The 14,117-nt window shown below is 41.6% G+C and carries 14 protein-coding genes; 12 read left to right on the forward strand and 2 right to left on the reverse strand.

From position 1 onward, the window contains the following. Positions 1-11 precede the first annotated feature (11 nt). Positions 12-1,235, reverse strand: coding sequence for a nucleotidyltransferase (locus ACQKIC_RS09475; RefSeq protein WP_427591069.1), 1,224 nt, complete (start codon positions 1,233-1,235; stop codon positions 12-14). Positions 1,236-1,452: 217 nt separating this feature from the next. Between ACQKIC_RS09475 and ACQKIC_RS09480 the strand changes: the two genes are divergently transcribed. The 4 genes from ACQKIC_RS09480 to ACQKIC_RS09495 all read left to right on the forward strand — a co-directional run bounded on the left by ACQKIC_RS09480 (position 1,453) and on the right by ACQKIC_RS09495 (position 3,824). After that, positions 1,453-1,974: a YceD family protein gene (locus tag ACQKIC_RS09480; protein WP_402868149.1), complete on the forward strand. Its 522-nt coding sequence runs from the start codon at positions 1,453-1,455 to the stop codon at positions 1,972-1,974. A 65-nt stretch (positions 1,975-2,039) separates the two neighbouring features. Continuing rightward, positions 2,040-2,213: a 50S ribosomal protein L32 gene (gene rpmF / locus ACQKIC_RS09485; protein WP_402868151.1), complete on the forward strand. Its 174-nt coding sequence runs from the start codon at positions 2,040-2,042 to the stop codon at positions 2,211-2,213. Positions 2,214-2,353: 140 nt separating this feature from the next. Next, positions 2,354-3,112, forward strand: coding sequence for an enoyl-CoA hydratase/isomerase family protein (locus ACQKIC_RS09490; protein WP_427591070.1), 759 nt, complete (start codon positions 2,354-2,356; stop codon positions 3,110-3,112). Positions 3,113-3,191: 79 nt separating this feature from the next. Next, entirely contained in the window at positions 3,192-3,824 is a 633-nt protein-coding gene (locus ACQKIC_RS09495) for an RsfA family transcriptional regulator (protein WP_427591071.1), read from the forward strand. Positions 3,825-3,861: 37 nt separating this feature from the next. On the opposite strand, the gene ACQKIC_RS09500 is transcribed toward ACQKIC_RS09495, so the two are convergent. Further along, on the reverse strand, positions 3,862-4,347 hold the full coding sequence (locus ACQKIC_RS09500) for an N-acetyltransferase (protein WP_402868156.1): 486 nt from the start codon (positions 4,345-4,347) through the stop codon (positions 3,862-3,864). 443 nt (positions 4,348-4,790) lie between these two features. Between ACQKIC_RS09500 and ACQKIC_RS09505 the strand changes: the two genes are divergently transcribed. The 8 genes from ACQKIC_RS09505 (at position 4,791) to ACQKIC_RS09540 (ending at position 14,090) form a co-directional block, all read left to right on the forward strand. After that, positions 4,791-5,672, forward strand: coding sequence for a 2-dehydropantoate 2-reductase (locus ACQKIC_RS09505; protein WP_427591072.1), 882 nt, complete (start codon positions 4,791-4,793; stop codon positions 5,670-5,672). A 4-nt stretch (positions 5,673-5,676) separates the two neighbouring features. Beyond that, entirely contained in the window at positions 5,677-6,069 is a 393-nt protein-coding gene (locus ACQKIC_RS09510; RefSeq protein ID WP_402868159.1) for a DUF3397 domain-containing protein, read from the forward strand. 109 nt (positions 6,070-6,178) lie between these two features. Beyond that, positions 6,179-7,807: a bacillithiol biosynthesis cysteine-adding enzyme BshC gene (bshC, locus tag ACQKIC_RS09515; RefSeq protein WP_402868161.1), complete on the forward strand. Its 1,629-nt coding sequence runs from the start codon at positions 6,179-6,181 to the stop codon at positions 7,805-7,807. Between the two features lie 277 nt (positions 7,808-8,084). Beyond that, positions 8,085-8,516: a division/cell wall cluster transcriptional repressor MraZ gene (gene mraZ, locus ACQKIC_RS09520; RefSeq protein ID WP_402868162.1), complete on the forward strand. Its 432-nt coding sequence runs from the start codon at positions 8,085-8,087 to the stop codon at positions 8,514-8,516. Positions 8,517-8,566: 50 nt separating this feature from the next. After that, entirely contained in the window at positions 8,567-9,499 is a 933-nt protein-coding gene (gene rsmH, locus ACQKIC_RS09525; protein ID WP_402956194.1) for a 16S rRNA (cytosine(1402)-N(4))-methyltransferase RsmH, read from the forward strand. Between the two features lie 32 nt (positions 9,500-9,531). After that, entirely contained in the window at positions 9,532-9,888 is a 357-nt protein-coding gene (gene ftsL / locus ACQKIC_RS09530) for a cell division protein FtsL (RefSeq protein ID WP_402868166.1), read from the forward strand. Continuing rightward, the gene (locus tag ACQKIC_RS09535; RefSeq protein WP_402956196.1) at positions 9,888-12,047 is read left to right on the forward strand and encodes a penicillin-binding protein; all 2,160 of its coding nucleotides are present in this window, start codon (positions 9,888-9,890) and stop codon (positions 12,045-12,047) included. The genes ftsL and ACQKIC_RS09535 overlap by 1 nt, the downstream gene beginning before the upstream one ends. Before the next feature lie 120 nt (positions 12,048-12,167). After that, the gene (locus ACQKIC_RS09540) at positions 12,168-14,090 is read left to right on the forward strand and encodes a stage V sporulation protein D (RefSeq protein WP_402868170.1); all 1,923 of its coding nucleotides are present in this window, start codon (positions 12,168-12,170) and stop codon (positions 14,088-14,090) included. Positions 14,091-14,117 lie beyond the last annotated feature (27 nt).

Genomic DNA, 14,117 nt, shown 5'->3' on the forward strand with positions numbered 1-14,117 from the left:
GGATCTGCCTTTCATGTGTCCAACGAATTGGTTTTTATGATTGGAGCTTCAAACTCCCTCTTCATTAGCGCCGTTTGATAAGGTTCGCGTAGCCCCATTGCATATACCTGTGCAGCTCGCATGTCCGTATCGATATGATGATCTTGATAGGCTGAAAGCCTGGATATGAGCGGGACCGGCAACTCTTTTTTTACTTTTCGAAGGTGAGCTTGCCCCCTACGATTCATCCCAAGCAACCTGATATAAGAAGGTTGCTCGGCATGAATCATATCTTCTTTTAACGTATGGGTCAAAATATGGACACACATCCGTTGAATTCGGGTCCAGGTATAGCGTTTTGTTTTCATGGCGGTCATGAAGTCATGAAAGTTCATAGCTTCCTTTGCCATTTCCTTCATCCGATACTCGATTCCTTCCTCTATTTCATAGATGTCGGCCAACTCTGTCAGGGAGGATGCGAGAATCCGATACTTCAATAAAGGCCAATACATATTCCATTCATGTAAAGCATGATAGGTGGCTAGGTAATGTTGAAGCCCATGCAAGGTTGAAGGGGGGATATAAGTCCCCACTGCCTCTAATTCCTGTTTTTGTTCTAGTAGCGCCTTGCGGATCCCTGTTGCGCTCGCGATGGGGCTTGAAGATAGCTGGACATCATGGTAGCCAGCGGCCACCCGTTGTATCGTATAGGGTTCAATCGAGAATCCATTGGATAGGGCCGTACTAACATACTCTTTACCAAGGATATTATTTGGCTTTGTTAAATCCAACATCTCCGTGTTCTTGCTTATCGCTTGGAATGCCTTTGATGCACTTGCAGGGTAACTGTTTCCCTTTTCCATCAAAGATTTAAGAGTTTCGTTATATGTTTCGGCATTTTCAGATAGAATGCCATGGGCCTCGATGAAGGGTTCGATTCGGCCATCTTCACTGCCGAAACAGAAGGAGTCACAGCCCAAATATTCGAGAAGGGATATGGAACCTTTCGCGAATAGTTCCGCTTTTTGGACAGCAAAGGAATAGGGAAGTTCAATGACAAGGTCAATGCCACCCAGTAGGGCCATTTCCGTTCGTGACCACTTACTGACAAGCGCCGGTTCACCTCGCTGTAAAAACGGTCCGCTCATCACAGCAACTACTATATCCGACTCTGTCTTTTGTCTGCTTTCTCTGGCATGGAGTGCATGGCCATTATGAAATGGATTATATTCGACTACTAAACCGCAAGATTTCATTCAATCACCTCAGAGAAAAACTTTGTATTTTTCCAACTTAGTGCTAAAATAGTATTTCAAGTAAGAGAACTAGAATGTTTCGTCCTGATTTTTTGTTTGAAATGATTTTAAACTTGGCAAATCAGTTAGGATGACTACATTATAGTGTAAAGAAAAAATATTGACAAACTTATAATTGAAAGCTATAATTATTTTTGTTGCCTTGAGGTGATTTCATATGAAATGGACAATTAGTCAACTTCAAAAAATTCGGGACAAAAATTTGCAGTTAGATGAATTGGTGGATGTCTTAGACATTAAGGAAAGAGACAAGCAAATACGCGACGTTTCTCCAATTAGAGTAACAGGAAGAGCTGATATCAACTCGACCGAGATTACTTTTCACTTACATCTTACAGGTGAATTAACATTACCTTGTTCCCGTACACTGGTAGACGTGAAATATCCGATTGATATTGATACAAAGGAAACCTTTCTTTTAAAAGCAGATGGCGATCATTTCTACGGAGAAGACGTTACTGTGGTGGAAGGCGATGTTGTAGATCTTATACCGGTAATTAAAGAAAATTTATTGCTAGAAATTCCGATGCAGGTTTTTTGTGAGGATGTCGATCCTAATGAAGCTGCTCCTCAATCCGGGAAAGACTGGGCTGTTATTTCTGAAGAAGAAACTAAACATAAGGTTGATCCTAGATTTGCAAAGCTTGCCGACTTTTTTGACAACAATAAAGAATCTTAATTGGAACGAAAAATCGCTAATCCGATTTTTCCAGCTTTTTTATATTTTTTAAGGAGGTGGGAATAATGGCTGTACCTTTTAGAAGAACGTCGAAAACTGCAAAAAGAAAACGTCGTACGCACTTCAAGCTTCAAGTACCTGGTATGGTAGAATGCCCGAGCTGTGGTGGAATGACTCTTTCACATCACGTGTGTAAAGAATGTGGAACATATAAAGGAAAAGAAGTTGTCGCAAAATAATTTCTTGACCTACTCGAAAGCATTGCTTTCTTGATTATGCAACACGCTAATCAAAGCGCAGAGATAAATCTCTGCGCTTTTTTTACAAATTAATTTAATTGAATATTTAGAATAAATAGAGACATGGAGAAGGTGTTCACGTGTATAACACATTAATCGTTGAAAAGAATGCAAAAGGATACTTGAAGATTTCATTTAATAGACCTGAGAAAAGAAATGCGGTTAATTTTCAGTTGATGGATGAACTAGGAATAGCTTTATCACAAGCGGCTAGTGATAAGGATGTCAAAGTATTACTCTTGACGGGAGAGGGCTCACAGGCTTTCTGCTCGGGGGGCGATTTAAGTGAATTTCAAAATCTTTATACAGAGGAAGAGGCTTTTTCCATGCTATCGAGGATGGGGAAAATCCTGTATGAACTGGCGATCTTTCCGAAACCTACAATTGCCCTACTCAACGGAAGCGCTATCGGAGGCGGGTGTGAAATTGCCACGGCTTGTGATTTCAGATTGGCGAAAAAGGGAATAAAGTTAGGGTTTGTTCAGGGAACGCTAGGGATAACAACAGGCTGGGGGGCAGCGTCACTCTTGTTTGAAAAACTTCCGGAACAAAAAGTGATGAAGTTACTGCTTGATGCTAAAGTACATAGCTCCGAGGATGCAAAGGAATTTGGTTTCATAGACGAGATAATTGATATGGAAGACTGGGAAGGATTTCCCCAACATTTCCTACGCCATGAACTCGGGGTTTTAATGGCTTATAAAAAAATACTGGTTAAGAAATGGGAAGATGGAGGCCTGAAAGAAAGAATGGATGCGGAAATCCGTGAATGTTCCAAACTATGGGCAACGGAAGCCCATCATGACGCAGTCAGCCGTTTTTTAAATAAAAAAAAATAAATCTTTATCGCTTCTATATTCCGTCTATCTTTCCTATCAAGTGCATATCATGAAGTAAAACTTGCTTGGAGGTAGAGAGATGACGATTGCGAGACAAGATGCATGGACACAGGACGAGGATTTATTGTTGGCTGAAGTGGTGCTAAGGCATATTAGGGAAGGCAGTACGCAGCTGAAGGCATTTGAAGAAGTGGGGAAACAGTTAACAAGAACGTCTGCAGCCTGCGGTTTTCGTTGGAATTCTTTTGTCAGAAAGCAATATAAGTCAGGTATTGAGTTGGCTAAAAAGCAGAGAAAAGAACAGGCCATGCGGGATAATGGTTTCGAAGGGGAAGCTGTTGAGAATGAAGAAGTCCCGAACGAACAAGAGGTAGCAGCGGAGTGGAAAAGGGAATTGCCATCATCGCAATCTACTCCTCTCCAAGACGTTATTTCATATTTAACGAAGGTGGATGAAACCTTTAAAATTGATAGGGAAGAAATGGAAAGGAATGCCCGGCATTCTTATAATCTTGAACAGGAAAATGAAAGGCTTCGGGAAGAGAATGAGTTATTACGGGATAATTTAAGAGTAGTGGAAGAAGATTATCGGGCTCTCATGCAAATTATGGAGCGGGCTAGAAAACTCAGTGTCCTAGAAGATGAAAAGTTAAATCCAAAGGTGAGTTTTCAAATGGATAAGAACGGTAACTTGGAAAGGGTAAATAAATGAAAAATGCGGGTGGAAAAAATCCGCCCGCATTTTTCATTTATTCTTGCGTATCTATGATTTCATCTTGTTTTTCAATGGGGGTCCAAATCAAAGGATTTTCTCCGTAGTCACGATCCATTTCATAGGATGCGGGAGAGAAGCCCATCTTTTCCCAGAACGCTTGGGAGTGTACCCTGGAATTCGTTTTGATTGGCATATTAAAGCTTTTGGCGAAGTCGACTAAAGCTTTGCCGTATCCTTTGTTTTGGTAGTTGGGAAGAACTTCGAGCTTCCAGAGGACAAGAAAGTCTTTTGTTTTATCAAAATATCGGTCGAATTTAGCATCTTTTTTGTATAGGCTCATTCTAGCAACCAACATGTCACCATAAAAGATGCCGTAGAAAGGCGATTGACTGTCGTTCTCAATGATATTTCCCTCTAAATCATCGAGCATGGATAATTCTTGCATCCCATATTCCTTGAACTTCTTGAACTCCTCAAGCGTCTTAAAATTCACAAGTAACCGTTCCACCTTGTATTCCATATAAAACTCCCCCTCATTCTGATAAACTACTCCCGTCATGCTTTTAAATCAACAAGTAACCCTAACTACAGTCACCATTTAAAACCTTTCCTCACTAAATCGAGTCTAACAAGCCGTTTGATCATTATCCCTTTCCTTTTCTTTATATCGATCATCAAAGAATAAAGATAGGTATCATTCGTTCATGTTTAAAAACTTTAAGGAATCCACGACTTTTCATATATAATATACCATTAATTTAGCTCGTGAAGAAGGAGTTATACCCATGGCTGGCGTATTTATACTTCTCTATGTTTTTGTGCGATTAGCTGTTGAAAGACGGAAATGTGATAACGATTTGTTTGTAGCATTTGGTGGTCCACCTTGATATGGAAAAAGCAAGGTAGCGAAAAAAGAAAATGTGTTAAAATAGTCAGTATATGAGAAAAGTTAGGAAGGGTAATATGAAAATCGGCGTAATTGGAGGCGGCTCCGTCGGGTTGTTATTCGCCTCTTATTTAAGTGAGAGGCACATTGTAACGATTTATACACGTACAGAGGAACAGGCATCATGTATTAATAGTGAGGGTCTCCGTTGCATCGTGAATGGAGTGACCAGGAAAAGAAATATAACATCCAACGCAATCGAAAGTGGAATAAGGGGAGAAGAGATAATCCTAGTCGCGGTTAAACAGTATCATATACCGCAAGTCCTGCCAGTGATCGAGGGGATGGATGTACCTTTGTTGTTTTTGCAGAACGGCTATGGGCACATTTCTTATTTAAAGGAGTTGAAGTCAGCGACCGTTTGTGTTGGTGTGGTGGAACATGGGGCGTTGAAGCTCGACCCGAATACAGTGGAACATACCGGGTTTGGTATAACCAGAGTTGCGTCTTTCAGGGGGAACTTGAATGTACTTCCTTTTCTGGATGCGAACAACGACTATTTTCCATTCCGTAAGTGTGAGGACTACCATGCCATGCTAATGGATAAGTTAATCGTTAACGCTGTAATCAACCCTCTGACCGCGTTATTGGAAGTGGAAAATGGGCGTTTGATCAGTAATCCGTTTTATTACCGATTATTCCAGGAACTATTTGCTGAAATATCGTCTGTACTGGAATTACCAGATGCAGAGGAATCTTTTAACCACGTAAAATCCGTGTGTTCGAAGACCTCAGAAAATAGATCTTCCATGCTGAAAGATATTGAACTTGGAAGAAAAACGGAAATCGACGCAATCTTAGGTTATATCATTTCGGAGGCAATACGAAAAGAGAAAAAGGCATGTTTAACGTCTTCTCTTTATGCAATGATCAAAGGAAAAGAGTTCCAAGGGGGATGAGGGTATGCCAAACTTTGTTTCAAGTCTTGCCGCGATTTTCATTACACTTCCATTTATAGGTTATGTCATATTTTTTATTAGTGCCAAGCAATTCACAAGGAACCATAAGCGTTCCGTTCAATTTGCCATGGATATGAGTACTTTGTTTTTTGTATTATCGGTCCATTATTTAATAGTGACAATTTGGGACATACATATTTTTTGGGTGATCATGCTCATCATGATAGCCAATGCATTCGTTGTTGTTCTTGTCCATTATCAAGTTAAAGGAGAAATCATTTTTCAAAAAGTATTGAAAGGATTTTGGAGAGTGAACTTCGCATTCTTTTTTTGCGCGTACCTTCTTTTATTTTCTATAGGATTTATTACGAGAATTACTAGAATCTTTACTGCATAATGAATGGCAAAGCATCAATTTTCTGCTCCTGGGCAACATTTTTTGTTTTCTTAAAACAGAATGTTATACTCTAAAAAGAATTGTAGTTGCAGAGAAAGGGAGAACATACATGGAGATGAAAGATCTCGCGTTACCATCATTAAACCGTTTCGCATCGGACTATTTACAGGGCGAGCTTGAAACGGAAGATTATTTTCACTATGACTTGTCCAACCCGGACATCTATCGCAATAGATATCAAGAGCTGATGAACAGGACTTTTTCACGAGAAGCATTATCGAATTACATACAGACATATATGTCTCGTTTTTCAAGCAGTGAGGCTGTTAATAAAAACATTGAAGAATTACGACGTGATGATTCGGTCGTTGTCGTTGGAGGACAGCAGGCGGGCTTGTTGTCTGGTCCCCTTTATACGATACATAAAGTGATTTCAATCATTAAGCTTGCACTAGAACAAAGGAAGTCACTGGGAAAACCGGTCATTCCTGTGTTTTGGATAGCTGGTGAAGATCATGACCTAGCTGAGGTCAACCATGTGTATGTCATGAAAAATGGTAAACCGGATAAAAAATCTTATCCTTCTTATCAGCCTTTCAAGACCATGATCACAGATATAGAAATCGATGAAAAAAAGATGGAGCAATGGTTCGAAGAAATCATTGAAACATATGGGGAAACCGCCTTTACGAATAAACTCCTTATTGATATGAAGGAAACCGTTAAGCAATCGAATACATTCGTCGACTTTTTTGCTCGTTTGATTCACGAATGGTTCCAAGAATATGGCCTCTTGCTTGTTGACGCAGGTGATCCAGCCCTTAGAAAATTAGAAACAGGCTTTTTTGAGTCGTTGATAGGAAAAAGCGAAAAGATTGCGGAAGAGGTTGGAAAGCAACAAACTTTCATGCAAGAACAAGGTTATTCCAAAATGATTGAAATGGGAGAACAGCCAGCCAATCTGTTTTATTACGATACTGCAAAAAAAGATCGCTGCCTACTTAAACGGTCGGAGGGCAGGTTCACTGCCAGAAATGGTGAGCTCTCTTTCTCGGAGCAGGAACTCTTGCAAATGGCGAAAACCCATCCAGAGCAATTAAGTAATAATGTCGTTACGCGCCCACTCATGCAGGAAATGCTCTTTCCCGTTCTAGCCTTCATTTCTGGACCGGGTGAAATTGCCTATTGGGCAGAATTGAAACGAGCATTTGAACTATTTGCTATGAAGATGCCACCCATCATCCCAAGATTGAATATAACAATCGTTGAGCGGGGTATCCAGACGGACTTAGATGAAACGGAAATAACGTTGAAGACAGTGCTGACCGAAGGGACGGCAAAAACCGTACAGCGTTATCTCGATTCTGTGAAAGATGAAACGGTCGATCACTTATTCCAAACGATGAAATCCCAACTTGAAGAGAACCATCAAAAGTTATCGATGCATGCTGTTTCATTGGATAAGGGGCTTGAACCGATTCTAAATAAAAATATAGAATTCATCCAGAAACAATTGGCATTCATGAACGGTAAGATTGGGGAAAGGACGAAAGAACGTCACTCGTTCGTCTTGAAAAAATATGAACGTATCGCCAATTCGCTGTATCCTTTGGAATCTCCCCAAGAGAGAACCTGGAATGTTTTTTATTACTTGAATCAATATGGACCCGATTTTATAAAGGAAATCATGAAACTGGACTATCAGTTTAATAACCAGCATAAACTGATTTACTTGTAAGGTCTCCGCGGTGGAGAAAAGTGGAGGATATAAAGAAGATTAAAGACAGGTGATTCGCCTGTCTTCTTTTTGTTTTCCGAAAACTTTCGACAGGAAAAGAGGAACACTCTCTTAGTTTGTGCCCATTCGAGAAGAAGAGAGGTTTTCGATAAGAATATTGGCTAAATAAACTTCTATGTAAAAGAAGGGGATTTTTACAATAAAGGCGAAAGTAAAAACAAGTGGAGAAAGGTGGGGGAATGTGGTACATTGAGATTAGAATGTGGGGGTAGTGGGTATGTTCATGGGAGAGTACCATCATAACATCGATATAAAAGGCCGTCTGATTGTCCCGGTGAAATTCAGGGACAACCTAGGGGAACAATTTGTGCTTACCCGCGGACTCGATCAATGCCTATTTGGTTATCCTATGAATGAGTGGAAGCTATTGGAAGAGAAGCTGAAAGCCCTGCCCATAACCAAAAAAGACGCTCGTGCCTTTACCCGTTTTTTCTTTTCCGCTGCAACAGAATGCGAAATTGATAAGCAAGGGCGAATTAATATTCCCACTCCGCTTACTTCATATGGCCAATTGGAAAAAGAATGTGTAATTCTTGGTGTTACCAATCGAATTGAGATTTGGAGCAAATCCCTTTGGGAAAACTATTTTTCAGCTTCAGAGGATTCTTTCGCTGAGATAGCAGAAAATATGATTGGCTTTGAAATTTAAGGCTGCCCTCGAATAGAGTGACTCAATTACCGATTGGAAGGATGTCTAACATGTTTCAACATACAACAGTGTTATTAAAAGAGACGGTTGATGGCTTGAACATCAAACCTGATGGAATTTATGTAGATTGTACTTTAGGAGGAGCAGGTCACAGCGAATACTTGCTGTCACAGCTCTCTGACAAAGGCAGATTGTATGCTTTTGATCAGGATGAAACGGCGATTCAGAATGCTAAAGCTAAATTAGAAAGCTATGGGGACCGTGTCGTACTTGTTCCTAATAATTTTAAATATCTTCAAGAAGAGTTGAATGCTCGTGGAGTCAATAAGGTAGATGGGATCCTTTATGATTTAGGTGTGTCCTCTCCACAACTAGATACACCTGAACGTGGATTCAGCTACAATCACGATGCTCCACTGGATATGAGGATGGATCAAAGTGCGGCGACTTCAGCTTATGATGTGGTGAATTCATGGTCTTACCATGACTTGCTCAGGATTTTCTTCCAGTATGGGGAAGAGAAATTCTCCAAGCAAATTGCCCGGAAAATAGAAGCGGCCCGTGAAATAAAACCGATTGAAACGACATTTGAGTTAGTGGAATTAATTAAAGAAGGAATTCCTGCCCCGGCCCGACGTAAAGGTGGACACCCTGCGAAACGAGTATTCCAGGCAATCAGAATCGCTGTAAATGATGAATTGGGCGTATTTGAGGATTCCCTTGAACAAGCGATATCCATGTTGAATCCCGAGGGAAGAATATCTGTCATCACTTTCCATTCATTGGAAGATCGGATATGTAAGACGGTATTTAAAAAAGCCAGCGCCCTACCAGATCTTCCGCATGGCCTACCGATCATCCCTGATGAATTCAAACCGACTCTGAAATTAATTACAAGAAAACCGATTTTACCTTCGGAAGAAGAGCTGGAAGGTAATAACCGATCACGCTCGGCGAAATTAAGGATTGCCGAAAAACAGTAAACTACAGAAAAAAACAGTAAGGGGGAGCATGAATGAGTGCCATAGCAAAAAAAATACAAGAAAAGCAATATGAAGATCAACAGCAACAATCCCAGCAAACTGTTGTCATCCGTAAAGCGAAAATATCGATTGGTGAAGTGTTATTACTATGCGCCATTGCTATCATGATTACCTTTGCGTGTGTGAAGATAGTTTCCAATCAAGCTGCCATTTATGAAACGAATAAAGAAATCCAACAGGTTGAAGCGACCATTGAAGAACAAGGTAAATTGAATGATGATTTAATGGTGCAGGTCGACGAACTTAGTAGATATGAGCGCATTTGGGCAATCGCTGCCAAATTAGGCCTTGGATTGGATGATAATAACGTGAAGGTTGTGCAGAACTGATGCAGAAACAAAAAAATATGAAGCTTGGAGCAGCTGGATTATTCTTCGTATTCAGCCTGCTCTTCTTTGTATTAATCTGCCGCTTTTTATATATTGGTGTGACGGGTACAGCCGGGGGAGAGGTACTTGCTTCAAAAATCGATAAGAAATATGAGAAAGAGCAGGTTATTGAAGCGAAACGTGGCAGTATTCTAGATACTAAGGGAGACGTCATCGCTGTGGATACTTCCTCCTATATCTTACGTGCCATCTTGAGCGAAAAAGAAAGCGAACGGGTGAAAGACCCAGAAATGACCGCGAGTAAGCTTGCTAAATATATAGATATGGATGAACAGGCCATTTATGAACGCCTATCAAAAAAAGGGGCGTATCAAGTGGAGTTTGGGAGTGCTGGAAAAGACTTGACGCAGGACACCAAACAGAAAATCGAAAAATTAGAGTTGCCAGGAATCACGTTTGGAAGAACGAACAAACGCTTCTATCCAAATGGGGTCTTTGCTTCTCATTTGATTGGATATGTAGAAAAGGATGAAGAAACAGAAGAGATGACAGGGAAATTCGGTATCGAAAAGTACCTTAATAAAGAATTGCAGGAAACGGATGGAAAGCTGACCTATGAAAGTGACTTTTGGGGATTGATCTTGCCAGGGGCGGAGGAAAAGGTATCAGCTCCCCATAATGGGAATAATGTTTCGCTCACAATCGATAAGAAAATACAAACATTCCTGGAAGATTCCATGAATAAAGTCCAGGGGAAATATAAACCGGAACAAATCATCGCCATCGTTTCCAATCCTAAAACAGGCGAAATATTGGCGATGGGCCAAAGGCCGACATTCCATCCGACGACGAAGGAAGGGCTTACGGATACTTGGCGCAACCTGGCCATTGAAGAAACCTATGAACCCGGATCCACCTTTAAAACATTTACTCTAGCAGCGGCTGTAGAAGAAGGGGTCTTTAATCCCAACGATAGTTTTACAACAGGTAGATACAAGGCTGCAACAGGTTCCATAGGCGACCATAGCGGGATCGAGCCAGGCAAGACCATGTCCTTTCTTGAAGGGGTTCAACGGTCTTCCAATGTCGCTTTTGCAACCTTAGCCATGGATAAAATAGGTGCGGATACATTCCGCGACTATTTGACGAAGTTTGGCTTTGATAAAAAGACGGGAATAGATCTGCCGAATGAGATTACAGGCAAGATTCAATATAAGTATAAAATGGAAAAAGTCACTACCGCGTTTGGGCAAGGGACAACGGTCACACCAATCCAACAGATACAAGCGGCTTCAGCGGTAGCTAATGACGGAAAGATGATGCAACCCTATGTCATTAAAAGTATTTCCAATCAAGATACCGGAAAAGTGTTGAAAACGACCAAACCGAAAGTGGCGGGGGAACCGATTTCGGCAGAGACGGCAAAACAAGTTCGTGAATATTTAGAAACGGTCGTCTCGGCAAAAAAAGGAACGGGCAAGAAGTACGCGATCGATGGGTATGACGTAGCCGGAAAAACGGGGACTGCGCAGATTCCTGGGCCGACTGGTCGATATCTTGAAGGTAAGGACAACTATTTCTTTTCCTTCTTGGGAATGGCTCCAGCCGATGACCCGCAACTTGTCGTATATGTGGCTGTCAAACAACCGAAATTAGGTGTTTCCTATGTAGGAGCTGATCCTCTTTCTGAAATATTTAACCCGGTCATGCAAAACAGCCTCATGTATTTAAACATAAAGCCATCCGATTTGAAAAAGCAGGAAACTAACAAGATTGAAGACTATACGGATCAACCTATTAATTCGTCCGTTAAAGAACTCGAGGAGTTAGGATATGAAGTGGAAGTAATCGGAACGGGACGGAAAGTTCTCGACCAATCCCCTAAATCGGGTAGTTCCCTTCTTCAAGGGGAAAAAATTATTCTCCGTTCTGAAGGGGCAATGAAGGTTCCGGACATGGCTGGTTGGTCACTGCGTGATGTTATGAAGGTAGCTAGCATTGCCAAGCTTAATCTGAATACGTCAGGCACAGGATATGTGGGTAAACAGAGTCCTAAAGGTGGCACAAAGGTTAAAGAAGGAGACTCTTTCAAAGTCGAATTAAGGCAGCCGGAAAAGCCACCGAAGGATTCGCCAACAAAAGAGACGACTGTAGAGTAAAATAAGCATGCAAGAAAAAGAGTGGCTCATATGGGTCACTCTTTTTCTTGCATGTTTTTATTCTACCACCAAGTAGACAAGCATATATATTGAGCATGTATGAAATGGAGGTGCCTGTTTTTGCGTGTTTCAAATGTTACCGTCCGAAAACGGCTCGCAATCGCATTGGCAATAGGATTAGTCGTCTTTTTTATCATTGACATTCGCCTAGGGATCGTTCAGTTTTATCTAGGAAATGATTTGACAAGCTTAGCTAAGGATTCGTGGAGTAGGAATATCCCCTTTGAAGCCAAACGTGGTGAAATATTGGATCGAAATGGAGTCGAGTTGGCAACGAACATCTCAGCACCGACAGTATATGTCATCCCACGACAAATAGAGAATCCAAGTGAAACCTCTGAACAGCTAGCTTCCATATTGAATATCACGAAGGAGAAAGCCTTTGAATGGTTAACCAAACCGGCGATGAGCGCCAGGATTCCCGAGGGAAGGAAAATTTCTCATGAAAAGGCAAAGGAAATCAAGGCCCTCGGCATAAAAGGTATATATATCGCGGAAGACTCCAAGCGGCATTACCCATTCGGTGAGTACTTATCACATGTACTGGGGTTCACAGGCTCGGATAACCAGGGATTGATGGGAATCGAACTATCGTATGATAAGGAACTTAATGGAGAAAGAGGGTTTGTGAAATTTTATTCGGATGCAAAAGGGAAAAGACTTGAGAATATGGCGGATGATTTCAAGGCTCCAGTAGACGGAGATAATTTGAAACTGACGATTGATAGCCGAATTCAGACCATTGTGGAACGGGAACTGGATAATGCGGAGGCCACTTATGATCCAGATGGACTCATAGCCATTGCAATGGATCCGAAGACGGGCGAAATACTGGCCATGTCAAGCAGGCCCACCTTCGATCCAGCGAAATTCCAAGATGTACCTGCAGAAGTATATAACCGTAACTTGCCGGTATGGAGCATTTATGAGCCAGGTTCAACTTTTAAAATCATCACCCTTGCCGCTGCTCTAGAGGAAGGAAAGGTGAATCTACAAAACGACCATTTTTATGATCCCGGCCATGTGGAGGTTGCAGGTTCTACATTGCATTGCTGGAAAAGCGGAGGTCATGGTGACCAAACTTTTCTGGAAGTCGTAGAAAACTCATGCAACCCGGGTTTCGTTGAGCTAGGGAACCGGCTTGGTAAAGATAAATTGTTCCAATATATAAATGATTTTGGTTTCGGTCAAAAAACGGGCATTGATTTATCTGGGGAAGGTAGGGGGATCATGTTCAATATGGATCGTGTTGGTCCCGTTGAACAGGCAACCACGGCTTTTGGACAAGGTGTTGCCGTCACGCCCATCCAGCAGGTCACGGCTGTATCGGCAGCTGTGAATGGAGGGACACTATATACCCCTTATATTGCAAAAGAATTGGTCGACCCGAAAACGGGGGAAGTGGTCATGCGGAAAACCCCACAGGCAAAAAAAAAGGTGATTTCCGAAGAAACCTCGAAGAAAGTTCGGGAAGCACTTGAATCCGTTGTGGCAAAAGGAAGCGGTAAGGGAGCTTTCGTGGAATCGTATCGGGTCGGGGGGAAAACAGGAACAGCCCAAAAAGCCGAGAACGGGAGATATTTAGACAATAATTATATACTCTCATTTATTGGTGTCGCCCCAGCGGATGATCCCCAAATCGTCGTGTATATCGCTGTGGATAATCCGAAAGGGACCGTTCAATTTGGTGGTGTGGTCGCTGCCCCGATTGTTGGGAACATCATGGAGGATTCACTAAGGGCGATGGGTGTCAAACCGAGGAAAAACCAGATTGAAAAAGAAAAAGTCTGGACCGATCCGGTGATGATCGAGGTACCAAATGTTGTTGGAATGAGCAAAAAAGAGTTACAAACCCAACTTCTGGACCTTAAGATAGACATGGCCGGTAAGGGGGATAAAGTCATAAAACAAGCTCCTGATGCAGGAGTGAAATTAAAAGAAGGTTCAACAATTAGAATTTATCTTGGCGAACAAACAGAATAAGTATAAAATAAGAATAGTGAAAAGCGG

The sequence above is a fragment of the Peribacillus sp. NPDC046944 genome, assembly GCF_050272735.1.
Taxonomy (GTDB): domain Bacteria; phylum Bacillota; class Bacilli; order Bacillales; family DSM-1321; genus Peribacillus.